We start from the raw sequence: 22,832 nt of genomic DNA, 5'->3' as shown, positions 1-22,832 counted from the left end.
AAAATTAAGGTTAGGCGAAAGCTTAACCTTTTTTGTTTTTAAGGTTACCTCACTCAAAAGTACGCTTCACTCATTTTCGGTTTTATAACATATAGTTTGATTATAGTTTTATGCTAAACTTAAAAATTAACTATTATGAAAACTGCACTCTACAAATTCATTTTTTTTATTTTTCCATTAGCTGTTTTTTCTCAAAGTATGCCATCTATAAAAGTTGGAAAAGATAAGCTGGGAATTACATCATTAGATATTAAAGTAGAAGTTGTTGGTAATATTGCCACAACAACTTACGACATGCTTTTTTATAATCCAACACGCAATATTTTAGAAGGCGAATTAGCATTTCCGCTAGGAGAAGGACAACGTGTTTCTAGGTTAGCTTTAGATGTAAACGGAAAGTTAAGAGAGGCCATAGTGGTTGAAAAAGAGCAAGGACGAGTTGCTTTTGAAGCTGTTGTAAGACGAGGCGTAGACCCCGTTTTATTAGAAAAAGGAACAGGTAATAATTACAAAGCAAGAATTTATCCTATTCCAGCAAAAGGTTACAAAAGAGTGGTTTTAGCACACGAACAAGAATTAATTTTAAATGAAGAAGCACATTATTTTCAATTGCCTTTGGGGTTTAAAAAGAATTTAGATCATTTCTCTTTAGAAATGAATGTGTTTGACCAAAAGATAAAACCTTTATTAGAAGAAGGTCAAATAGAAAATTTTAAGTTTAAAGCATTGTATAACAATTTTTATGCTAAAGTTGAAAAGAAAAATTATACACCTAGTGAATCATTAATAATTAAAATTCCACAATATTATAATAGCAATAAAACCATAATAATTGATGACTATTTCTATTTCTACAAAACACTAAAAGCAGAACAAAAACTTAGGGAAAAGCCAAATGTTATTACAATGTATTGGGATGCTTCTTTATCTATGAAATCCAGAGATTTAGAAAAAGAACTCGAATTTTTAGGAAGTTATTTTGCTCATTTAAAAGATGTAAAAGTAAACTTGATAACGTTTAGTAATCAAATATTATCAACTAAAAAACACAAAGTAAATAATGGTAATTGGAGTAATCTAAAAGAAGCATTAGTTAACACTACTTATGATGGCGGAACATCTTATGCAAATTTGTTTTCAAACAATTCATCTCAAGAAATTTTATTGTTTTCAGATGGCATGAAAAATCTAAGTGATTTGGTTGTAAAAACAAGTCAACCCATTTATGTTGTAAATAGCATTGTAAAAGCAAATCACAGCGAATTAAATAGTATTTGTGAAGCTACAAACGGAAATTATATCAATTTAAAGAATGCCACAATAAAAGAATCTGTTGATAAAATAATATACCAGCCTTTTAAATTTTTAGGTTACGAGTCTTCAAATAAAAAGTTAGAGGTTTACCCAAACGAACCTCAAACCGTATCAGCTGATTTTTCGTTTTCTGGTAAAAATTTTAAACTGCAGGATACAGTTGTTTTAAAGTTTGGTTACGGGAATAGTATTGTTAAAAAAGATACTTTAATAATTAAACCTGATGTTACAAATAGTCTAGTAAAGCGTATTTGGGCTCAAAAAAAATTAAATGTGCTTCAACAAGAGAGTGATACAAATAGAGATGCCATTGTAACACATAGTATGTTTTATAATCTGGTTAGTAATCATACATCATTAATTGTTTTAGAAACGGTTTGGGACTATGTAAGGTATAAAATTACACCACCAGAAGAGTTATTAGAAGAATACAATAAAATTATAAATAGAAACAATGGAAAAAAAGTTGTTACAGTTCAAGAAAATGAAATGAAACCAGAAGAAACTGAAACCTCTCAAATATCTAATTCAGGAAATATATCAGGAACAGTAGTAGATGGTTCTGGGTTACCATTACCAGGAGTAAATGTTATAGTAAAAGGCTCAACTACAGGAACACAAACTGATTTTGACGGTAATTATGCTATAAACGCCGTAGTTGGTGCAGACCTCGTATTTAGTTTTATAGGCATGACAACATTAGAAACCACTATTGGTAATTCTTCAATTGTAAATATTACTATGGAAGAAGATTCAGCACAATTAGAGGAAGTTGTAGTAGTTGGTTACGGTGTACAAAGAAAGCAATCACTAACAGAAGCAGTTTCAGTGGTTAATAGTGAAGATATAAGTAATAGAGGGTTTATTAACGTAGGACAGGCTTTACAAGGTAGAATTGCAGGAGTACAAGTAAATTCAGCAAGTGGGCAGCCAGGAGCTAGCTCTAATATTGTTATACGAGGAGCTGCTTCATTTAATGGTAATAATCAACCATTATATATTTTAGATGGTATACCTGTAAGTGGTGATATAGATGATATTGTAAATGTAAACGATATAGAAAGTATCACTGTGCTGAAGGGTGCTTCAGCGGCCGCCATTTATGGTAGTAGAGCTGCTAATGGCGTTATTGTTATATCCAGTAATTTTAATAATAATAATAATAATATTAACAGAAATCGTAGTTTTAGTAATTCAAGGGAAAAAAGAAATAAATATAAGGGACGATTAAAAGTAAAAACACAAACATTAAACACACCTTATATTACCGAGTTAAATAAAGCTAAATCTTTAGATGAAGCTTATAAATTATACTTATCTCAAAGAGAAAAGTATGAAACCGTTCCTGCATACTATATAGATGTTTATGATTATTTTAAAAAATGGAATAACAAAGAAATCAAACTTAGAATATTAACAAACATAGCAGAATTAGATTTTGATAATTATGAGCTTTTAAGAGTTTTAGGTTACAAATTAGAAGAAGCAAATAATTATGGTATTGCAGTTTATATATACAATCAAGTGTTGAAATTACGTCCTGAAGATTCACAATCGTACCGAGATTTAGCATTGGCTTATCAAGAAATTGGTTTAACTCAAAAATCTTTTAATCTACTAAATAGTATTGTTAATGGGGATATTTATAAAGACAATAATAGAAGAAAATTTGCTGGTATGAAGCAAATTTCTAGAAATGAAATTAATAAATTGCTTCAAAATAATAGCAAAATTAATAAAGACGGTTTTAAAAGTATAAATGAAGTTAATGCATCATTTGATATAAGGATTGTTATCGATTGGAATCATAATGACACTGATATAGATTTACATGTAATTGATCCTTTTTTAGAAGAATGTTACTATAAGAATAAAAAAACTAAAATTGGTGGAGAATTATCACAAGACATGACTCAAGGTTTTGGTCCAGAAGAATTTACAATAAAAAACGCAAAACCCGGTGAGTATTTTATTAAAGTAAATTATTATGGAGATAGATATCAAAAAATTGAAAACCCAACATTCATGAAAGTTACCATGTTTAAAAACTTTGGAAAACCAAATGAAACTAAAGACATTAAAATTATAAGGTTAACTAAAACAAAGGATAAACAAATTGTAGCTAAATTGGAAGTTTAGTTAGTAAAAAGAGCGACTATTTTGTCGCTCTTTTTGTTTCTATAAAATTGTAGAAGGACAAACAAACTAAAAACAACATTGATTTATTTAAAAACCTTTATATTTATTAAACATTTAAATGAATACATGAAAAATATATTTTACTTATTATTTTGTGCTTTAGGAATGCAAACTGTAATGGCGCAACAAACCAACGAAAAATTTATTATTGAAGAGCAGTATCTTAAATATTTGCCAGAACAGTACGAAGATGATTTAGAAAAAAAATGGCCTTTATTAATTTTTTTACATGGATCTGGAGAAAGAGGAACTGATATTGAAAAAGTAAAAGTTCATGGTCCGCCAATGCTTGCTGAAAAAGGAAAGCAATTTCCTTTTATTATCATATCTCCACAAGCAAAAACAGGTTGGGATGAAGATGTATTGTATCAAATGATTACTGATTTTATAGCAAAAAATAGAGTTGATACTGATAGAATTTATTTAACGGGTTTAAGTTTAGGTGGCCACGGCACATGGAATTTAGCACAAAAGCACCCTGAAATGTTTGCTGCAATTGCTCCTATTTGCGGATGGGGAAATGTTGAAGAAGCTTGGAAACTTAGGCATATGCCTGTGTGGTGTTTTCATGGGGGATTAGATACAGTTGTACCTGTTTCTGCATCAGAAGATATGATAAACGCATTAAAGCCAATTAACCCAAATGTAAAATTTACAATCTATCCCGAAACTTACCACGATAGCTGGATACAAGCCTATGGTGATTCAAAATTGTATGAATGGTTTTTAAGGCAGAAAAAATATACGCACAAAGCGATTGATTTACCTTTAAAAACGCTTAAACAATATGTTGGTGAATATGATTTTGAAATGGGAAATTATAAAACTAAAAGTATGGTTACTATTGAAAATGGTAATCTTATTATGAAAACAGGACAAAGAACTACAACGCTTATTCCTTCAAGTGAGGATACTTTCTTTATCGATAAAAATCAACAAACTGAGTTTAAGTTTATAAAAAATGAAGCAGGTAATGTTGATAAAATTTTACTTTACTATGATGAATTAGTTACTATCCCGAAAAGCAAAGAATAGTTTAAACCTGTAAAACACCTAAGTTAAAAGGTTTTTCAATAGGAGCATGGTTAGCAGCCTCAATTCCCATAGAAATCCATTTTCTAGTATCTAAAGGATCTATAATGGCGTCGGTCCAAATGCGTGCAGCTGCATAATATGGAGAAACTTGAGTATCATATCTATCCTTTATTTTTTTGTAAAGTGCATCTTCTTTTTCTTTTGTAATCTTTTCACCTTGTTTTTCAAGCGAAGCTTTTTCTATTTGTAATAAAACCTTAGCAGCAGAGTTTCCGCTCATAACAGCAAGTTCTGCGCTAGGCCATGCAACAATTAATCTAGGGTCGTAAGCTTTTCCGCACATAGCATAATTACCTGCACCATAGCTATTTCCTATAATAACCGTAAATTTAGGAACGACAGAATTGCTAACAGCATTAACCATTTTTGCGCCATCTTTAATAATGCCTCCATGTTCACTTTTGCTACCAACCATAAAGCCTGTAACATCTTGCAAAAACACTAATGGTATTTTTTTTTGATTACAATTTGCAATAAATCGTGTGGCTTTATCTGCACTATCATTGTAAATAACGCCACCAAATTGCATTTCACCTTGTTTGGTTTTTACTAATTTGCGTTGATTGGCTACAATACCAACTGCCCAACCATCAATTCTAGCGTAGCAAGTAATAATAGATTTTCCATAACCTGCTTTATACTCATCGTATTCAGAATTATCAACCAATCGTTTTACGATTTCGTACATATCATATTGGTCAGCACGACTTTTGGGTATAATACCATATATGTCTTTAGGGTTTTCTTTTGGTTTTTTACTTTCACTTCTGTTAAAGCCAGCTTTATCAAAATCACCAATTTTATCTATAATATTTTTAATGGTATCGAGCGCATCTTTATCATCTTTAGCTTTATAATCGGTAACTCCAGAAATTTCGCAATGCGTTGTAGCTCCGCCTAAAGTTTCATTATCAATGGTTTCTCCAATAGCCGCTTTTACCAAATAGCTTCCGGCCAAAAAAATACTTCCTGTTTTATCAACAATTAAAGCTTCATCGCTCATAATAGGTAAATATGCACCACCAGCTACACAGCTTCCCATAACAGCAGCAATTTGGATAATGCCCATGCTACTCATTACAGCATTATTTCTAAAAATACGACCAAAATGTTCTTTATCTGGAAAAATTTCATCTTGCATTGGCAAATACACGCCAGCAGAATCAACTAAATATATAATAGGTAGTTTGTTTTTAATTGCAATTTCTTGAGCTCTTAAATTCTTTTTCCCAGTTATTGGAAACCAAGCACCTGCTTTAACGGTAGCATCGTTAGCCACTACAATACATTGTTTGCCTTTTACGTAACCTATTTTAATTACAACGCCACCAGAAGGGCACCCACCGTATTCTTTATACATGTCCTCTCCAGCAAATGCGGCAATTTCAATACTTTTCGATTTATCATCTAAAAGATAATTTATCCGCTCTCTGGCTGTCATTTTACCTTTAGCATGATGCTTTTCAATGCGTTTTTTACCGCCTCCTAAACTAACTTTTACTAGTTTATTGTTTAATTCTGAAAGGAGAAGTTTATTATAATCTTCATTTTTGTTGAAGTTGATGTCCATTAATTCTTTTGTTTGATGCTAAGGTACAAAAGTTTCAAATTTTAGAATTGTGTTTGTGCTAACTTGAACTTAATTTAATAAAAAAATATAAGGGAATTTCAATAAGCTAAAAAAGCAAATCCGTTAAGATTTGCTTTTTTAGCTTGTAAGAGTATAAACTATGGCGCTGGTTTATATTTAAGCGTTAATTTTAGTTGCCAATGGTTAACACTCATTTGGTAGTGGGTGCTATTGATGAATCTATCTCCAGCACTGCCTTGCAATGATGCTAAGGCTAATTGGTTAGTTGAAATGGGTACGGCATAAAGTGTGGCATTAGCGCCGTCTTGAGACACTGTCCCACTACCTACACTAGCAGCATAGGTATTTGAGGAGGCAGCTATCGATACGTTAAGATTGCCAGTGTACACTACATGTCTGGAGGTATCAATATTAAACTGTGGCGTTATAATATAATATCCACCACCTGCTGCACCACCAGTTCCGTTGCTTGCAACAACAATAGTTTCTTCAACATAGCCATCGTCACAAATTTTCCATTCTCTTAAATTCATAAAAGCATTGGGATCTACTGTAGGTGCTGTTGTTGCTACTCTTGCAGCAGTTAAAGCTGTAAATGTTACTGGACTAGCATCGGTCCATGAGGTTGCTGATCCAGATTCACAAAGGCTACTCCATCCAAATGTATCTTTGAATTGAAACAGGCAATTTATATCGGTATTAAATACTATAGAACCTACAAGTGGTGAGGGTATAGCATTCATTTGTGCGGTAGTCATCCGCGGAGGCACAAAACCTCTTGTGGTACTTTCTATTTCTAATATAGAGCCATCGTCTATAGTGGTTGGGTTGCTCCCAATTTTTACCTGTGCAGAAACTTTCATGCTAGTTAATACTGCCAATACCATTATTGTTAAAAGATTGATTTTTTTCATGTGTTTATATTTATTGTTATTCAACGGTCATTGGTTGTGTGATTAAATATTAATCATGGATGTTTCATTTTATGAATATTAGGATTGTATAAAAATACAGTTTTTTTAAGAGGAATAACAAATTCAAATAAATTAATATTTTTTTTGAATTTGGTCAATAGCAAACAAGAGATATGTGTTAGAATAGTTAGAGTTGTCTAACAGGTTTAGTTGAAAAATATTCTCATTTTTAATTTGGGTTTTCTAAGAATTAAAATGGCTTATGTAAATCATTACACAAAATCTTACCATTGACACCGTATTGGAGTTCACTCGCTTTCTTATTGTTTTGCCATGTATTACAAGTATAGGAATCAATATATAGCTAAATTAACGAAATCATAAATAATATTACATGGAAATATATTCCTTGGAAGATAAAATATTTATTTATACATTTGTAGCGTAATTAAAAAGTAAAAATTAATGCAACGAGATAAAATTATTTACTACATAGTTACAGGGTTATTAACTTTGTTAATATTGTTTTCTGTAAGTATGTATTTTTTTAAACAAGATGATGTTGTAATTATGTTTATAGCTTTTGGCTATCCAGCATATATTATTTATCCATATGCTATAGCTAAGCTTTTAGGTTTATTTGCAATATGGAATTCAAATTTTAAAATATTAAAGGAATGGGCTTATGCTGGTTTCTTTTTTGCATTTATTTTGGCCTTTTTTGCGCATTATATGATTGGAGATGGAGAACAAACGGGTGCGCTAATAGCTTTTGTGCTGTTAATAATATCTTATATATTTAATAAAAGAATTAATAAAAACTAAAGGATGAAAAAAATTATAACTTTTGCAGGTAGTAACAGTAAGAATTCAATAAATAAGCAATTGGCGCTATACGCTGCTAGTTTAGTTGATAATGTAGAGTTGTTAGTTTTAGATCTTAATGATTTTGAACTACCATTATATGGAATAGATTATGAAATAGATTATGGAATTCCAGATAATGCCCATAAGTTTTTAAATGAAATAAAAGCTAGTAACGGGATAGTTTTATCGCTGGCAGAGCATAACGGAGCATATGCCACTGCTTTTAAGAATATTTTTGATTGGATGTCGAGAATTGATGGTAAACTTTGGAGTAACAAACCTATGTTGCTTATGGCAACTTCTCCAGGAGGTAGAGGAGGAGCAACAGTACTAGAAATTGCTAAAGGACGTTTTCCTTATATGGGCGGTAATATTGTCGCTGAGTTTTCGTTGTCTTTATTTAATGATAATTTTGCTGATGGAAAATTAGTTAATGAAGTATTACAAGCAGCTTTAGTTGATGAAGTTGAAAAATTTAGAAGTGCTCTATAAATAATTAATAGCAATAAAACTGTTAGCATGGGAGATATTTCAAAAGACATTAATTCTACATTTAAGAATAACAAGGTTAAGGCTTTATTAAATATTATTTATACAGCAAACTGGATAAGTAGTAAGCAAAACACTTTTTTTAAGCCTTTTGGAATATCGCCCCAGCAGTATAATATTTTAAGAATTCTTAGAGGAGCAGGTAAAGCTATTAAAGTTCAAACCATTAAGGAACGCATGTTGGAAAGAGCACCAAACGCAACACGATTAATGGATAAACTGTGCGATAAAAATTTAATAAATAGATTACCATGTCCAGAAGATAGGCGTGTTGTGCATATTGAAATTACAGAACAAGGATTAGCGCTTTTAAATGAGATTGATAAAAAATTTAAAGAAGACTTATTAGCGAATTTAACATTAAATGAGGCAGAGCAATTAAGTAATCTGCTGGATAAAATACGTTAGCATTTTCTGCGAAAGCAGGAATCTCATAAAGATATATTAGCATATTTTTTTAACCAAATAGTTTCCATGGAAACTATTGTAAAATATAAATTATGAAATGAGCCATACCAAATCTTGATACCAAGGGATAATTAATTGGCGAATGACATCTCACTATTAAAAAACAAACAACTAAATATAAACAGATGAAACTAAATACAATAAAAACAATTAGCAGGAGTGATTTTGTAAATATGGGTACAATAAAATTGCGACAACCATTGCCAACACAAAATATAAATATGGTAGACCCATTTGTACTACTGCATCACTATGGTCCGTATGAAATATCAGAACGCAGCAATCCTTTTGATTTGGGACCTCATCCGCATCGTGGATTTGAACCCATTACATTTTTAATTCAAGGAGAACAATTACACAGAGATTCTTTAGGAAATGAAAGTTTAGTTAAATCTGGAGATGTACAGTGGACTACAGCTGGCAGAGGTATTATACATGCCGAAGGACCTTCGAAAGCATTTGTAAAAAAAGGAGGAACATTAGAAGGTATTCAATTATGGTTAAATTTACCAGGAAAAAAGAAGATGATTGAACCTAACTATCAGCATATTAAAAATGAAGATTTTAGTGTAATTTCATCAAAAGACAACAAAGTTAATGTTCAAGTAATAGCAGGTGTTTTAGAAGGAAAAAGTGGTAAAATTACAACCCAAACATCAGTAAACGCTTATATGATAGATATTGAACAAGGAGGAAGTTTTAAAATTAGTATAGATAAAAAGCATCAATCGCTTTTATACTTGCTTAAGGGAGACGTGTTGGTTAATAATACCAAATCGTTAGTATTAAATAAAAATCAGTTTATACAATTCAATCAAGATGGAGAAGGCTTTTTAATAAAAGGAAACGCCTCTAGTAAGTTATTATTTCTTTCAGGAGATCCAATTAACGAAGAGGTGGCAACTTACGGCCCATATGTTATGAATACACAAACTGAGCTTTTAGAAGCTATGCGCGATTACCAGATGGGTAAAATGGGCTTTCTTCCAGTAAGTTAAAAAAAGCATTCTTAATTAGGGTGCTTTTAGCTAATACGTTTTCTAATAGATTCTATGTAATCAAATAGTTTTTTCGTATTTTATTGAAATACTTTGTTCGATTATAGATTTTAAACAAGATTCTTTTTTTGGCTATAAAGCCGTTATACATAATTTTAAGATGTGTATTTAGTAGTAATATTAATACTTGCTAGCTTTAAATTACTTAACTTAAACCTTCGTATTTGTATAAAACTATCAATACCATTACAATTTAGATTTAAGTTATTCAAGATAAATTCGTAATACCAATTTAATTATGTAATGTCGTTATATTTTTTATCTTTAAGGATGGCAAAACCACAAGAATTCGCAATCAAAGAAAGTGTAGCAGAACTTGTTTCACTCCGCAAAAAGCAACCAAATTTATTGGTAGTCCATCTACACATCAATTCAACAGGAAAACTGCCTTTATGAGCTTCTGTAAACTCATATCTTACCTGTCGCTCTTGGAAATGCGAAGCATTCGTGAATACTTTAATTTAAAATAGAAACAAGTTTGTTTATTGTATTTAACTATTTTGTATTTTAATTAAATATAACACGATCGTGTTAAATAGACAATCTTTTTCTAAATGTATGTATAGCTGGTTAAGGCAATAAATTTTGTAAAACAAAATTTCTCTAAAAACTAAAAACAGATACTTATAAACTTCAAAAGTGAGGCTATAAATACATATTAATTTACGATATTTGTTTTTTAGACTAACCATCAAAAATTTAAGAATTAAGATTATGGCAATGAATAAAAATACAGTGTTAGCTTGGGCTACCACAATTATGATTTTAGTAGGATTAGCGTTAATAGCTTTAGGTGCATTTAGATATGATGATGTTGCAGGTTGGGGATTTGCAGCAGTAGGAATTGGCTTTTTTGCTATTGCATGGGTATTCAACGCATTAAAAGGTAGAGTATAATCAACTTAACTATTTACAACTAACTAAAATGAGTGACGATAAGAAGGTAATTTTTTCAATGTCTGGTATTACCAAAACATTTCAGAGTGCAAATACACCAGTTTTAAAAAATATATACTTAAGCTTTTTTTATGGTGCTAAAATTGGGATTTTAGGACTTAATGGTTCTGGTAAATCCACGTTATTAAAAATAATTGCAGGTGTAGATAAAAATTATCAAGGAGATGTAGTTTTTTCTCAAGACTATTCTGTTGGCTATTTAGAGCAAGAACCAAAGCTAGATGAAACAAAAACTGTAATGGAAATTGTTCGTGAAGGTGCTGCTGAAACCGTTGCTATTCTTGATGAGTATAATAGTATTAATGACCAATTTGCTTTGGAAGAAGTATATTCTAATCCAGATAAAATGGAAAAATTAATGAACCGTCAAGCAGAATTACAAGATCAAATTGATGCAGCAAATGCTTGGGAACTTGATACCAAATTAGAAATTGCTATGGATGCCTTACGTACGCCAGACGGTGATAAACAAATTGCTGTATTATCTGGTGGTGAGCGCCGTAGAGTAGCACTATGTCGATTACTTCTAAAAGAGCCAGATGTTTTGCTATTGGATGAACCAACTAACCATTTGGATGCAGAATCTGTACATTGGTTAGAGCATCATTTAGCCCAATATAAAGGTACTGTAATTGCCGTAACACACGATAGATATTTTTTAGATAATGTAGCTGGTTGGATTCTTGAACTCGATAGAGGTGAAGGTATTCCATGGAAAGGTAACTATTCATCTTGGTTAGACCAAAAGTCAAAACGATTAGCACAAGAAAGTAAAACAGCATCTAAACGTCAAAAAACTTTAGAACGCGAGTTAGAATGGGTACGTCAAGGTGCCAAAGGGCGCCAAACAAAGCAAAAAGCACGTTTAAAGAATTACGATAAGCTTATGAGTCAAGACCAAAAGCAATTGGACGAAAAGCTTGAAATTTATATTCCAAACGGACCACGTTTAGGCACCAATGTTATTGAAGCTGTAGGAGTTAGTAAAGGTTACGATGATAAATTACTTTATGAAGATTTAAATTTTAATTTGCCGCAGGCAGGAATTGTAGGTGTAATTGGTCCAAACGGTGCTGGTAAAACCACCATTTTTAGAATGATTATGGGAGAAGAAACTCCAGATAATGGTGAGTTTAAAGTAGGCGATACTGCTAAAATAGCCTATGTCGATCAAAGCCATTCAAATATTAATCCGGAGAAAACCATTTGGCAGAACTTTAGCGATGAGCAAGAATTAATAATGATGGGTGGAAAACAAGTAAATTCCCGAGCCTATTTAAGTCGTTTTAATTTCTCAGGAAGTGAACAAAATAAAAAGGTAAATTTACTTTCTGGCGGTGAGCGTAACCGTTTACATTTAGCCATGACACTTAAAGAAGAAGGCAATGTATTACTTTTAGATGAACCAACTAATGATCTTGATGTCAATACGTTGCGAGCATTAGAAGAAGGTTTAGAAAATTTTGCTGGTTGTGCTGTCGTAATCAGTCACGACCGTTGGTTTTTAGATCGTATTTGTACACATATTTTAGCTTTTGAAGGTGATAGCCAGGTGTATTTCTTTGAAGGTAGTTTTTCAGATTATGAGGAAAATAAAAAGAAACGCCTTGGTGGCGATTTAATACCTAAACGAATTAAGTATAAGAAATTGATAAGATAATTAATAACTAGTCGAGATTTTTATTTGTAAAGGTGACTCTGCGCTAATTTAAAATCGGCTTCTTGTTCTATAAAATCGATTGTTTTTAAATTATTATTAAAGATGTTTAATTCTACTTCCCACCGTTTACCTAATATAATTCTACGGTATAGGAGTTCAATATAATAAGTTCCAATAAATGCTAATACTAGAGTTGTCATAATCAATTTGTATTAATTCCCACCATACATATGCCCATCGGTAAAGTCTTTATAAGGTTTTTCCTTTTCGTCTTCAATGGTCGTATTCATCTTGTTTAAACGGTCATTTTCTTTTTTAAGAAAATAAGATTTTCTAACACCAAGTATCAATAAAAAAGAAAAAAATACAACAACAACAATTAATATAGTTACTATATCGGTTTGGCTTGCTAGAGGTATGTAACCTGAAATAAAAGTTTTTAGTAGCATTTGGTAGTATATTATTTGAGTTAATAGCTGCTCAAATATACAGTTTTTTACTAATTATTACATCTAAAAATTATACATAACTGTATTTGAGATGCTTATCCTGTAATATAAACTTAAGTATATCTTCTGTTCTGATTGAAAATTGCTTTTTAATAAGTAACAAGATAATAATGTAACATTTTATTAACTTCTTATACCAATAATTTAAGCAGTATAAATTTTAAAATTGATATTTTTTAACGAAATTGCTTGTCCGTAAAATTGTTCAACCTTAAATACAATATATAACATGTCAGATGATTTTGATTTATTAGAAACCTCTTCAAACGAAAAAACCGAAAAAGTAGATGTTAATTGGGGAAAAGCCATTGACACCATGAAATCTAAATTATCTCAAGAAGATGATCCAGAGGTGCGTCAAAAAATACTAAATGCCACTTTAGATGATGTGGTGCATATGGCCGAAAAAGATAGGACAACACTATTAGATGCTATTAAAGATTTAACCGATTACCAAGACGAAGTTGGTATTATTTTTGAAAAATTCTCATCGTTAAATGCAACTGAACAAAAAGTAATAGATGATGCTCAAAAAGCATTAGAACGCGCCAGAATAGAATTAGAAGATGCCGAGGCTAAGCCAGATACATGGTGGAATAACCTTTGGGGAAGAAAAAGTAAAATTAAAAGAGCACAGGATGCTTTAAAAGCAGCCGAAAAAGTGCGTGCGGGTGCAGATAACAAAGCAAAAGCGATGTTTCAAGAGCGTATTGAAAAAGCTGATGTTCAAACACTTTTAGGTGAGCTGTCTTATAAATCTCAAGCAGCTGTAAGCCGATTAAAAAATAGAGAAGTAGAAATTAAAGAAGTAGAAGAAAAACTTAAAGATGCTATTGTTGAAGCATCTAAAAATCATACAAAAGCTTTAGAGAAAAAGAAAGAGGTTGAAGAAAAACTAGAAGCCCAATATGCCCTTTTAAAACAGGCACGTCAGGAGCTTGAAGATATTGCCGATAAACAATCTGCCGAATACGCAGAAGCCATAGGTAAAGTAACCACTTTAGAGCAAAAAGTTGAAGAATTAGAAGGCCTTAAAAACGCCTATACAACACTTGCAGCAAGTAAAGATAGCTTTGTACATAAGCACAATTTAACTATTAAAGTATTAACATCGTTACGTAGTAACTTGCAAACGCATCGTGCTAAATTAAAGAGTGACACTGAGGAACGTCTTAAATATTACGATGGTTATGTGGTGGCTTTAAAAGCGAGAACCGACCAAGAATTTGCGGCTATTTTAGAGCATTTAGGTGTAAAAACCGATGAGCATATCGGTGAAACATTGGCTTCAATGCATACAGCTAGTGCCAAAGCACGTCAAGATATGATGGATAATATCCCTGTGCATGAAAAAGTTATGCAAGGTGTTTACAGTAGTTATGCTGAAGCTTTACAAGAAATTCGTGCTAAGGATAGCGATATTCAAAAGAATTTTGCAGAGCGCTATGGTATTGATATGAAAGAGATTTTTGAAGATTATTATAACTCTGATGCTAATGAACCATCTGGTGATGATGGAGAAGGAGATAAACCTAACCAAAAGCCAGTAGCTAACGATGACGATTTGTTGTCTTAAAAGTAATTGGTGCGTTACCCCGATGAAAAATCGGGGTCAGGCTTTCGGCAGTTGCTCTCTGTGAGGAGCTTCAACAAATATTTTAATCCTTAACGCAAGCTTTTTTGTTAACAACAAGATTAACTTAAACATTAGTGTATTCGTGGCTAAACTGAATACTGACAACTGAAGACTTAATAAATGTCCATAAACCATATTGTTACACCATTAGATTCAGCTATTCTCGATTCTAAAGAGCATTATATTTTTTACCATAAAATGGTTGATTTTGCTTTTAAAGAATTAATTGTAGCGGTGCAGCAGCAAAAAATTTGCAATGAAATTGAGGTGCAATTATTTAAGCAGTATTGCGATTTGTTGTTGTATTCCATTGAGGCTATGCGTGTTAAGTATATGTATGATGAGGATAATATGAAGGTAGATTTAACCTATTCTGGGTTTCCAAATTATTTAGAGTTTCGGTATTTATTTAACGATTTAGAATTGCGAGACGAATATTTAGGGAAATTAACCCCAATAAATACTTTAAGAGAGGAGTTTTTAAATACGCTAATGCGAAAAAAAGAACATGTTAAAAAAAGCAGATTGTTTCAAGCGGCATCAATAGTTTATTATACGTCTGTAAAAAAAGAATATATTTTTAATCGTTTTGTGCAAGGAAAAATAGTGACTGCCCCAAAAAAATCTGCTGGAGATTTGTTAGTAAGCTGGAGTTTTTATGATGTATCGCATAACAGACCATTTATATGCTTTATGTATTTTAATTATGATGGCAATCGAGTAAATGATTATAAAGATACCATTTACGAGGTTTTAAAAACGGTTGCAGATAGAGACATGAATTTAGATACTATGGCATACACTATTGATAGAAAATTGCCAAAAGTATCACCAAAACTTATAAAACGAATTGATTTAGGACCTATTCATAATGTATTTGCAAAAGATGAAAATGATATTACACATGCTATTTTACAAGCTATTTCTAAAAAGGAAATCCCATTAGAGTCTTACTCCATTTCTTTAAGATTAGATGAAGTGAGTTCTAGTGGTGAGTTTAAAGATGGTGGTTTTTTTAACAAGCAAATTTTACAAAAATGGAATGACGCATTTAAGAAGAAATACGTTTTTGCTCCGCATAGAATCATTCAATTATTATATAACAAAACTCCTGAGATTATGAATACGCTTGAAAAGGCACCGATTCAAATTTCAGAATTAAAAATTGATTTAAAAAAGTAGATAGTCGCAGACGCAGTATTCAGTACTGCACACTGAGACCGAAAACTGTAGACTAAAAATATGGAACACAACTCAACATTCCCAATAAAATTAGCCGAACTTGATATGCTTCGTGATGAAGCGGCATCCTATTTAAAATCTATACAATGGGAGCAAGGTGCACGCGCAAAAAACAAGGATAAAGATGCTAAAGACGAATCTATTTTATTGTATCTATCGCGTGCTAATAATGGAACGAATACTGCTGAAATAACTTCGGTTTCTAAAACCATATTAGCATTAAAAAAGAGATTGTTACCAGATTCAGTCGCCATCCCGATTTATTTAAATCAAACACTTTATGCGGTTCAAGAAGGCATAACTTTAGGTATTTGGATTAAAGATAGTTATTATGATGCTTCAGGGCTATCGAGTTTAAATGAAAACAAATCTGCTTTAGATAATAACGGCAAGCGTGAATTTGAAAGCAAAATGCATACTGCTACTGCTTTTATGCTTTTTGCTAAAGCTTATAAAATTTTACATGATTTAAAGCCACATGCTTCAGATGATTTAAGTGTGATGAAACAGAAATTTGCAGGCATTCCTGAGGTATCACTTTTATCACCACTAAAAGGAGTTTCATGTAGCTTGTTTTATTATGATAAATATTTAGGACATCCGGAGATTATTAAATCTGATAAAGATGTCATAGACTTTACTGTTGTTTATTTTGAGGCACTGATTGATGAAATTCAATTGCGTAAAAGCGCTTTAGAATACACCGAAACCATTGAAGATAGAACCTATAAACTTGAAAAATCTGAATTTGCCGTTTCAGGTTGGTCTAACGTGTTTTCAGGTACAGCCAAAAGTATTGAATTCAACAAAATCCAATTTGAGCAAATAGTAGGTAATCGAGATGCAAAACATTTTGCACGACGGTTAACTGAGCGTATGTTGAGTTACGATTTTATTGCTAAAAAGAATCCGTTTCAAGAATTGGGAGGTTTTATGCCAGTGTTTATGGGCTACGGTATTCCAGGAACTGGAAAATCTATGTTGATTGCAGCTATTGCCACAAGACTTAAAGAGCATTGCGATAATCTCGATATTCCATTTTTGTTTCACCCCATGCCAGATACGTTGATTAGCACATTTCAAGGTGGTTCTGCCGAAAAAATGGTTGAGTGGATGAAGCCATTACAAGATCCTACTAAACTTATTTTTGCACCTATTGATGATGCCGAAAACAATTTGCAAGAGCGAACTGCACAAGGTGTTTCAGCTGGTGTGAAAGAGGTTATCGGTGTGTTTTTAAGATATACAGAAGGTGCTTATGCGGTTAATTATGGTAATAGTTCTATCGGATTATTTACAAACCTTCCCGAAATGCTTGATAAAGCTGTTATTTCTCGTGTGCAGGGGCGCTTTAAAATAGATGGTGCAAGAACAGAGCATGACTTTTTAGATCAAGATTATATTTGGTGGAAAAAGTTTGATAAAACCATGCCTGATTTTGTCAATATGCAAAATCCGCAAGGCTATAAATATTTAGAAGATCAAGGTTTAGCTAAAAGTATGGGCGATATTTTAAATGCTATTGAAAAGCCAACAGAAGAGCGTGTTTTAGAAACTTTTGAAAAGGTAGATAAAATGCACGACGCTAATGAGCATATGTTTTACGCAAGCTTATTTAAAGAAATCCAACAGATTTTCCCATTCTTTTCATCGCGTGATGTGAGGAATATTCAATCAGCAATTTCATTGCGATTAACAGATTTTGATTTAGAAGACGATTGGTTTGAAAACCCAGATATTTATTTCAAAAAAGATTACGATACTAAATTTGGTATGCTGCAAGAATTGATGAAAGCCAATATGAAAGGGTTAGATTTTTCAGAAATAAGAAAACAAGAAGTGGTTAGGTATTTAGACAATGTTGCTACAATAGCTGATACCGATTTTAAACGAAAAGTTGATGCTAGAGTGAATCAATTAAATATAGAAACTGAGGCTAGAGAGCAGTTTGATGGGAAAAGATAAGAGAATAAAAAACATAACATCAACCGTACTATCTCAATTTTGGGGTAAGTTAGAGCGTGTAGATTTCGATTTTAAATTTAAAAATGGTAATTGGAAACGCTTATCGCACGAAACATACGGAAAAAGTGATGGTGTAGCTATATTATTGTATAATCCAGAAACACAAAGCGTTGTTTTATCTAAACAATTCAGAATACCAGTTTATGTTGCTGGCGTTTCAGAAGGCGTTTCTATCGAAGTTTGTGGTGGTACAATTGACGAAGGCGAATCACCAGAAACCTCAGCTATAAGAGAAGCCAAAGAAGAATTGGGGTATAGCGTTTCAAATATAAAAGCAGTGAGCACCGTGTTTTTGTCACCTGGGATAGTAAGAGAGCAAGTGCATCTTTTTATAAGCGAATATCGAGATTCCGATAAAATAGATAATGGTGGCGGATTAGAAATTGAAGGAGAGGAAATAGAAGTTTTAGAAGTTTCTTTTAAGGAAGCATTAAATATGATTGATTCAAATAAAATTATTGATGCTAGAACGATTATGTTGTTACAATATATTCGAATAAATAAATTGTTGTAATGCAAAAACTAATACAAGCCAATTTATATAGAAGTGAACTTATTCCTGTAAGCGGAAAACTAGTTGAGCGTTATAACAAATGCCTAGTAAAGCTTGGGTTTACAAAAACCAAACTCAAAACATTTTCCATTGATGGTATTGGTTGGAGTCCCGAAATCGCTGACGAGAAAAAAGACCTTCATTATTTAAATAACGGTGATGCGAATCCGCACGGAATCATAATTTCTCCTTTACAAAAAGGTAAACCAGTTTATGTGCCGTTTCATACATTTGATAGAGATATCATGAAATTTGTTTTCAAAATTCACGGAAACAAAATAAACGATATCACACGCGATTGTGCAATATGTTTAGATTTCGACCAAAATATTGATGCTTTTTACGAGCCTCTAGATGTTTTAAAATACAATACTATTACCATAGACTTTCATTTAATAAACGATTTAGACAAAATTAAAGCGCAACAATTAGAACTTATAGAAACCTTTAATAGAGGCCATAATTTTATTGATGAAACTATACATCAACAATTATTAGAATCAGCTAAAAAACATGGAGATTTACGCCACAGAGATTTAGATTTACACGAATTGCAATTTACAACAGATTCCTTTTATACCAAAGCTTTTGGAGGGGTGTATGTATTGCGAGATTTTATCAAACCCATTGTAGTTTTTGAAGATAAAAAATGGCATAAAGAAGCTATAAAAGATGTAAGTTATGATGTGCTTATTTATCATATTCATCAACCCGAATTAATGGAAAAATTACGCGATCATGTTATTATTGAATACGATTTAGAAGCTGTTGTAAAAACAAAGCGCTATGAGCGTATTAAAAAGTTTGAAATGTTTAAGCAGTTAAAAAAAGTGCAGCATCCCATTAAAAATATCTTAGAAGATCCGTTGTTGTATAAAAGCTATTTAAATAAATTAGATATTGAAGCACGAAAAAAAGTAATGAGTGTAGAACGGTATTTAGAAAAATTAGAAACTAGTAACGAATTTAAAATAGCCGATATTGTTGATGATAAACTTTTTGAAGCCTTGCATCAACCGCATTCATCTTTAGAAGCCAAACACCAAGATTTAATATGGATGCTTTTGGTAAACATTTCTCCTAAAGATGTATTATACTTGTATTGGTACGATAAAGAAGCGTTTTACAATAGTTTTAAATCTTGGGATGATTCCTTTAAAGATTGGGTAATTGAAACGATTAGTAACAATATTTAAAAATTATAGACTAATTTTATAGAGACTATTTTTCATTCCACACTTGATGCGGAATTTATATAGAGAGTTAAAGGTAATTATTATCAATTTTAAGTGTACATATTTTCTAAAAAAAATGGAGCTTTATATATTGGAATGACAAATAAAATAGAAAGAAGAATATTTTGAGCATAAATATAAAATAGTTGAGGTTTTAAAAAGAAATGCAGATTGTGTAAATTACTGTATTTCGAACAATTTTAATATGTTGATGACGCTATTAAAAGAGAAAAACAATTAAAGAATTGGAATAGACAATGGAAAATAAATTTAATTGAAACTGATAATAAAGAATGGAAAGATTTATCTTCCGATTGGAAATATTAATAGATACTGAATCAAGTTCAGGATGACAAAACACTCATAAACAATGACACTAGAATTAATCATATTTATTGGATCCATTTTATTTGGAGCATTAATTTACTGGCGAGAATCTCACGGAAACGGATTATATCGATTCTTTAATAAATTAATGTACTCTAGAGGCTTACAAATAAAACCCACAGATAAAACAGGCTTTGTTTATCAACAAAAATTTATAATCAGGTTGGTGTTTATTGGGTTTTTATTTTTAATAGGCATTGTAATTACTAAGTTTTTAATTCCAATAGATATTGCAACTATTTCCATTTTTGCATCAATGATTGTTGGCACTTTGGCAGGAACATATTTAGCAAATTTTATATTTAAATCAAGTGAAGTTATTGATGAAAAGAGTAACTCTTTAGAAGATGTTGTAAAAGAGACCATTGAGAAAGGAAAAGATTTTATTGAGGATATAAAGATCAAAGATGAAGATGTAGGTAAAGAAGCACCTGAGCATAAAAAAGAAACCCCAAAAACTGAGGAGAAAAGTGCTCGTGAACGATTAAAAGATAAAGGTTTGTTGTGAAAAATGAACAAAAACAAATTTAGGTATATAAATTGTACTCTTTGCTATTCTGTTAATAATAGAATTGTTAAGATGTGATTACAAAAGTAGTTTTAAATAGAAAAATTGTTTAAGATTGCTAACACCTGTTTTAATGATTATTGCTATGGTACTATCTATTAGACATGCCAAAAAACATGGCGAAAATTAAAAATTCTTATTATGCTAAAAAACTACTGGAATAAAGGAAAAAAACAAAAAACCATAACTATAGTTATAGGTTTAATTTTGTTAGTAGCATTATTTGTTTTGCGCGACGATTATCAACCTGCATTATTATTTGTTAGAAAGTTTATTTTCATTATTCTTTTAAGCGCTACAGTATTATTTTTTGGATTACGAAAGTTTAGAAATTCTGCAAGTACAGGAAAACGCATTGGTATTTTAGGATTGTTAGTTCTTTTCTTCGGAATTTTATATGTTATTGGTTGGCATTTTAAAATGTACGATTACATAAAAACCTATAATGTTTTTAATAACTTGAATCGTATAGAAATTAACGAATTACCTCTAACGCAAAATGAGCGCATTCAACCATTGCAAAATATTTTATCAATGGCAAACGAAAGTGTTGGAGAAACAAAAGATGTTTCGTTACCACATTTAGTTCGTGTTGATGGTGAGAATAAATGGACGATGGCCATTCAGCCAACAGAGAAGTATGTATGGCAAGGTATAACCGATAACACTGAAGAAGTTTTTTCAGTATCTAGTACTACGCCATTCCCTAGATTTTCAAACGAAAACAGAATCCCAGTAATCTTTTCAATTGGTGAATCTTTAAAGTTTAGTAGAAATACCTATAACGCTGTGGTGCAACGTTTCAATATTTTTCAATTGTTTACCATGGAGCCTAGTGATACGTTTTATATGAAAAACGATACTGGACAGTGGGTGCAAGTTGTAAGTTTAATTAAATGGAAAGGCTTTTTGTTTCCGTATCCAACATTTGGTGGCGTAATGGTTATAAATAATGGCGAACACGTTTTTAGTGATTATATAGAACGTATTTTAATCGGGAAAGGAACTTATATAAGTCCAGAAGAAATGAAGAATTATCCGTATTTGAATGGGCAAAATACATTGGCAGAAAAAGTCTCGCAAATACAAGCCGAATCTTTAAAGTTTTTAGGCGGATTTAGTGATCCATTGCCTTGGAATATGGAAACAGCAGTCAAAATACCAGAGTTACCAAAAGATCAAAACCAACAACCTTTTGTTACTGATTTTGTTTTTTCAGATACCGATTCTAATGCTTATAGTGGTTTGTATCATTGGTTTGGGTTAGAGCCAGTAGGCGAGGAGCGTACCAGTTTAACCTTTAGCGTATTTATTCCCGCAGATGGATCGAATGCATTATATTACTACGATCACGCTTCAAAAAAACAAGGTTATGCTGGAGTTTCAGCAATGCCATTAAAAGTTAAAGAATCTAGAAAAGAATACGATTGGACGGCGAATACACCAGTAGAGTTTAGGCCTTATATTAAAGATATTGCAGGTAGAAAGCGCATGTTCTTTTTAGGTACTGTTTCTGCTATTAGCGAAAAAGATGCTGGACAATTTGATGGCTCTGCAACTCCAGATTTGGTACTTATTGATAGTGAATACCGTGACGTTATTTGGATTGATGTAAAACACCCAAGTAAATGGGATAAAATGGTTTACGACCAATTAAATGAAGCATGGAGATTGAGCGAAGGTATTGGCTATTATTTTGCGGAAGAGAATAAAGAGATTGATATTGTTAAACAAACTACAGATTCAACATTAGTAATTCCAGTAGTTGATAAAAGGACTAAAGAAATAGAACGTTTACAACGGAAAATTGATTCTTTGAAAGCAAATAATAACTAATCAAATTATGCATGTTTAAAGCAACATTACAAAGAAAAAGCAAATTATAATGATTTAATCTAAAGAATTCCTCGCAGCTTGCTGCGGGGTTCAAAGGAAAAGTTTGAAAAACGGATGGTTTTTCAAAACACTTTGAAAAAGTGTATATTGGATTTATGAGTGATCATAT

General features: G+C 31.7%; 20 protein-coding genes. 16 read left to right on the top strand and 4 right to left on the bottom strand.

Annotated features, from left to right (window positions below):
• The first annotated feature begins 135 nt into the window (after positions 1 to 135).
• Positions 136 to 3,453: a DUF2135 domain-containing protein gene (locus tag L3X37_RS13855; protein WP_237240766.1), complete on the top strand. Its 3,318-nt coding sequence runs from the start codon at positions 136 to 138 to the stop codon at positions 3,451 to 3,453.
• 126 nt (positions 3,454 to 3,579) lie between these two features.
• Positions 3,580 to 4,548: a carboxylesterase family protein gene (locus L3X37_RS13850; RefSeq protein ID WP_237240765.1), complete on the top strand. Its 969-nt coding sequence runs from the start codon at positions 3,580 to 3,582 to the stop codon at positions 4,546 to 4,548.
• Between the two features lies 1 nt (position 4,549).
• Here L3X37_RS13850 and L3X37_RS13845 read toward each other — a convergent pair whose 3' ends face one another.
• Together L3X37_RS13845 and L3X37_RS13840 are read right to left on the bottom strand one after the other, a co-directional pair.
• Complete coding sequence (locus tag L3X37_RS13845; RefSeq protein WP_237240764.1) at positions 4,550 to 6,178, bottom strand: acyl-CoA carboxylase subunit beta; 1,629 nt, start codon at positions 6,176 to 6,178, stop codon at positions 4,550 to 4,552.
• A 158-nt stretch (positions 6,179 to 6,336) separates the two neighbouring features.
• Positions 6,337 to 7,113 carry a phage tail-like protein gene (locus tag L3X37_RS13840; protein ID WP_237240763.1) on the bottom strand — a complete coding sequence of 259 codons (777 nt, stop codon included), beginning with the start codon at positions 7,111 to 7,113 and terminating at the stop codon, positions 6,337 to 6,339.
• Between the two features lie 465 nt (positions 7,114 to 7,578).
• Between L3X37_RS13840 and L3X37_RS13835 the strand changes: the two genes are divergently transcribed.
• From L3X37_RS13835 to ettA, 6 genes are all read left to right on the top strand, one after another.
• On the top strand, positions 7,579 to 7,938 hold the full coding sequence (locus L3X37_RS13835) for a DoxX family protein (protein ID WP_237240762.1): 360 nt from the start codon (positions 7,579 to 7,581) through the stop codon (positions 7,936 to 7,938).
• 3 nt (positions 7,939 to 7,941) lie between these two features.
• On the top strand, positions 7,942 to 8,472 hold the full coding sequence (locus L3X37_RS13830; protein WP_237240761.1) for an NADPH-dependent FMN reductase: 531 nt from the start codon (positions 7,942 to 7,944) through the stop codon (positions 8,470 to 8,472).
• A 27-nt stretch (positions 8,473 to 8,499) separates the two neighbouring features.
• Positions 8,500 to 8,937 (top strand): MarR family winged helix-turn-helix transcriptional regulator, encoded by a 438-nt coding sequence (locus L3X37_RS13825; protein ID WP_237240760.1) that lies wholly within the window; start codon positions 8,500 to 8,502, stop codon positions 8,935 to 8,937.
• A 185-nt stretch (positions 8,938 to 9,122) separates the two neighbouring features.
• Positions 9,123 to 9,995, top strand: a complete 873-nt coding sequence (locus L3X37_RS13820; protein ID WP_237240759.1) for a pirin family protein — start codon at positions 9,123 to 9,125, stop codon at positions 9,993 to 9,995.
• 774 nt (positions 9,996 to 10,769) lie between these two features.
• Positions 10,770 to 10,952: a CAL67264 family membrane protein gene (locus L3X37_RS13815; RefSeq protein ID WP_237240758.1), complete on the top strand. Its 183-nt coding sequence runs from the start codon at positions 10,770 to 10,772 to the stop codon at positions 10,950 to 10,952.
• 28 nt (positions 10,953 to 10,980) lie between these two features.
• On the top strand, positions 10,981 to 12,672 hold the full coding sequence (gene ettA, locus L3X37_RS13810; RefSeq protein WP_237240757.1) for an energy-dependent translational throttle protein EttA: 1,692 nt from the start codon (positions 10,981 to 10,983) through the stop codon (positions 12,670 to 12,672).
• A 20-nt stretch (positions 12,673 to 12,692) separates the two neighbouring features.
• On the opposite strand, the gene L3X37_RS13805 is transcribed toward ettA, so the two are convergent.
• Both L3X37_RS13805 and L3X37_RS13800 read right to left on the bottom strand, forming a co-directional pair.
• A complete protein-coding gene (locus L3X37_RS13805; RefSeq protein ID WP_237240756.1) occupies positions 12,693 to 12,872 on the bottom strand; it encodes a hypothetical protein in 180 nt (59 codons plus the stop codon).
• 12 nt (positions 12,873 to 12,884) lie between these two features.
• Positions 12,885 to 13,121, bottom strand: a complete 237-nt coding sequence (locus tag L3X37_RS13800; RefSeq protein ID WP_237240755.1) for a hypothetical protein — start codon at positions 13,119 to 13,121, stop codon at positions 12,885 to 12,887.
• A 289-nt stretch (positions 13,122 to 13,410) separates the two neighbouring features.
• Between L3X37_RS13800 and L3X37_RS13795 the strand changes: the two genes are divergently transcribed.
• The 8 genes from L3X37_RS13795 (at position 13,411) to L3X37_RS13760 (ending at position 22,663) form a co-directional block, all read left to right on the top strand.
• Positions 13,411 to 14,757 (top strand): microtubule-binding protein, encoded by a 1,347-nt coding sequence (locus L3X37_RS13795; protein ID WP_237240754.1) that lies wholly within the window; start codon positions 13,411 to 13,413, stop codon positions 14,755 to 14,757.
• Positions 14,758 to 14,937: 180 nt separating this feature from the next.
• On the top strand, positions 14,938 to 15,999 hold the full coding sequence (locus L3X37_RS13790) for a hypothetical protein (protein ID WP_237240753.1): 1,062 nt from the start codon (positions 14,938 to 14,940) through the stop codon (positions 15,997 to 15,999).
• Between the two features lie 60 nt (positions 16,000 to 16,059).
• Positions 16,060 to 18,024 (top strand): AAA family ATPase, encoded by a 1,965-nt coding sequence (locus tag L3X37_RS13785; RefSeq protein ID WP_237240752.1) that lies wholly within the window; start codon positions 16,060 to 16,062, stop codon positions 18,022 to 18,024.
• The gene (locus tag L3X37_RS13780) at positions 18,011 to 18,598 is read left to right on the top strand and encodes an NUDIX domain-containing protein (protein ID WP_237240751.1); all 588 of its coding nucleotides are present in this window, start codon (positions 18,011 to 18,013) and stop codon (positions 18,596 to 18,598) included. Before L3X37_RS13785 ends, L3X37_RS13780 begins: the two co-directional genes overlap by 14 nt.
• On the top strand, positions 18,598 to 19,833 hold the full coding sequence (locus L3X37_RS13775; protein ID WP_237240750.1) for a DUF6638 family protein: 1,236 nt from the start codon (positions 18,598 to 18,600) through the stop codon (positions 19,831 to 19,833). Before L3X37_RS13780 ends, L3X37_RS13775 begins: the two co-directional genes overlap by 1 nt.
• A gap of 93 nt (positions 19,834 to 19,926) precedes the next feature.
• Positions 19,927 to 20,001, top strand: a complete 75-nt coding sequence (locus L3X37_RS15490) for a GIY-YIG nuclease family protein (RefSeq protein ID WP_369409907.1) — start codon at positions 19,927 to 19,929, stop codon at positions 19,999 to 20,001.
• A 241-nt stretch (positions 20,002 to 20,242) separates the two neighbouring features.
• Positions 20,243 to 20,767 (top strand): hypothetical protein, encoded by a 525-nt coding sequence (locus L3X37_RS13765; RefSeq protein WP_237240749.1) that lies wholly within the window; start codon positions 20,243 to 20,245, stop codon positions 20,765 to 20,767.
• Positions 20,768 to 20,968: 201 nt separating this feature from the next.
• A complete protein-coding gene (locus L3X37_RS13760; RefSeq protein ID WP_237240748.1) occupies positions 20,969 to 22,663 on the top strand; it encodes a hypothetical protein in 1,695 nt (564 codons plus the stop codon).
• Positions 22,664 to 22,832 lie beyond the last annotated feature (169 nt).

The organism is Wocania arenilitoris (assembly GCF_021728535.1).
In the GTDB taxonomy this organism is placed as follows: domain Bacteria; phylum Bacteroidota; class Bacteroidia; order Flavobacteriales; family Flavobacteriaceae; genus Wocania_A; species Wocania_A arenilitoris.
Note: the sequence above shows the minus strand (reverse complement) of the source record. Positions and strands in the feature narration are given on the sequence as shown.

Excerpts from the sequence above, each read along its gene's own strand:
- L3X37_RS13855 (WP_237240766.1), top strand. The coding sequence starts at position 136 with ATGAAAACTGCACTCTACAAATTCATTTTTTTTATTTTTCCATTAGCT.
- L3X37_RS13850 (WP_237240765.1), top strand. The coding sequence starts at position 3,580 with ATGAAAAATATATTTTACTTATTATTTTGTGCTTTAGGAATGCAAACT.
- L3X37_RS13845 (WP_237240764.1), bottom strand. The coding sequence starts at position 6,178 with ATGGACATCAACTTCAACAAAAATGAAGATTATAATAAACTTCTCCTT.
- L3X37_RS13840 (WP_237240763.1), bottom strand. The coding sequence starts at position 7,113 with ATGAAAAAAATCAATCTTTTAACAATAATGGTATTGGCAGTATTAACT.
- L3X37_RS13835 (WP_237240762.1), top strand. The coding sequence starts at position 7,579 with ATGCAACGAGATAAAATTATTTACTACATAGTTACAGGGTTATTAACT.
- L3X37_RS13830 (WP_237240761.1), top strand. The coding sequence starts at position 7,942 with ATGAAAAAAATTATAACTTTTGCAGGTAGTAACAGTAAGAATTCAATA.
- L3X37_RS13825 (WP_237240760.1), top strand. The coding sequence starts at position 8,500 with ATGGGAGATATTTCAAAAGACATTAATTCTACATTTAAGAATAACAAG.
- L3X37_RS13820 (WP_237240759.1), top strand. The coding sequence starts at position 9,123 with ATGAAACTAAATACAATAAAAACAATTAGCAGGAGTGATTTTGTAAAT.
- L3X37_RS13815 (WP_237240758.1), top strand. The coding sequence starts at position 10,770 with ATGGCAATGAATAAAAATACAGTGTTAGCTTGGGCTACCACAATTATG.
- ettA (WP_237240757.1), top strand. The coding sequence starts at position 10,981 with ATGAGTGACGATAAGAAGGTAATTTTTTCAATGTCTGGTATTACCAAA.
- L3X37_RS13805 (WP_237240756.1), bottom strand. The coding sequence starts at position 12,872 with ATGACAACTCTAGTATTAGCATTTATTGGAACTTATTATATTGAACTC.
- L3X37_RS13800 (WP_237240755.1), bottom strand. The coding sequence starts at position 13,121 with ATGCTACTAAAAACTTTTATTTCAGGTTACATACCTCTAGCAAGCCAA.
- L3X37_RS13795 (WP_237240754.1), top strand. The coding sequence starts at position 13,411 with ATGTCAGATGATTTTGATTTATTAGAAACCTCTTCAAACGAAAAAACC.
- L3X37_RS13790 (WP_237240753.1), top strand. The coding sequence starts at position 14,938 with ATGTCCATAAACCATATTGTTACACCATTAGATTCAGCTATTCTCGAT.
- L3X37_RS13785 (WP_237240752.1), top strand. The coding sequence starts at position 16,060 with ATGGAACACAACTCAACATTCCCAATAAAATTAGCCGAACTTGATATG.
- L3X37_RS13780 (WP_237240751.1), top strand. The coding sequence starts at position 18,011 with ATGGGAAAAGATAAGAGAATAAAAAACATAACATCAACCGTACTATCT.
- L3X37_RS13775 (WP_237240750.1), top strand. The coding sequence starts at position 18,598 with ATGCAAAAACTAATACAAGCCAATTTATATAGAAGTGAACTTATTCCT.
- L3X37_RS13765 (WP_237240749.1), top strand. The coding sequence starts at position 20,243 with ATGACACTAGAATTAATCATATTTATTGGATCCATTTTATTTGGAGCA.
- L3X37_RS13760 (WP_237240748.1), top strand. The coding sequence starts at position 20,969 with ATGCTAAAAAACTACTGGAATAAAGGAAAAAAACAAAAAACCATAACT.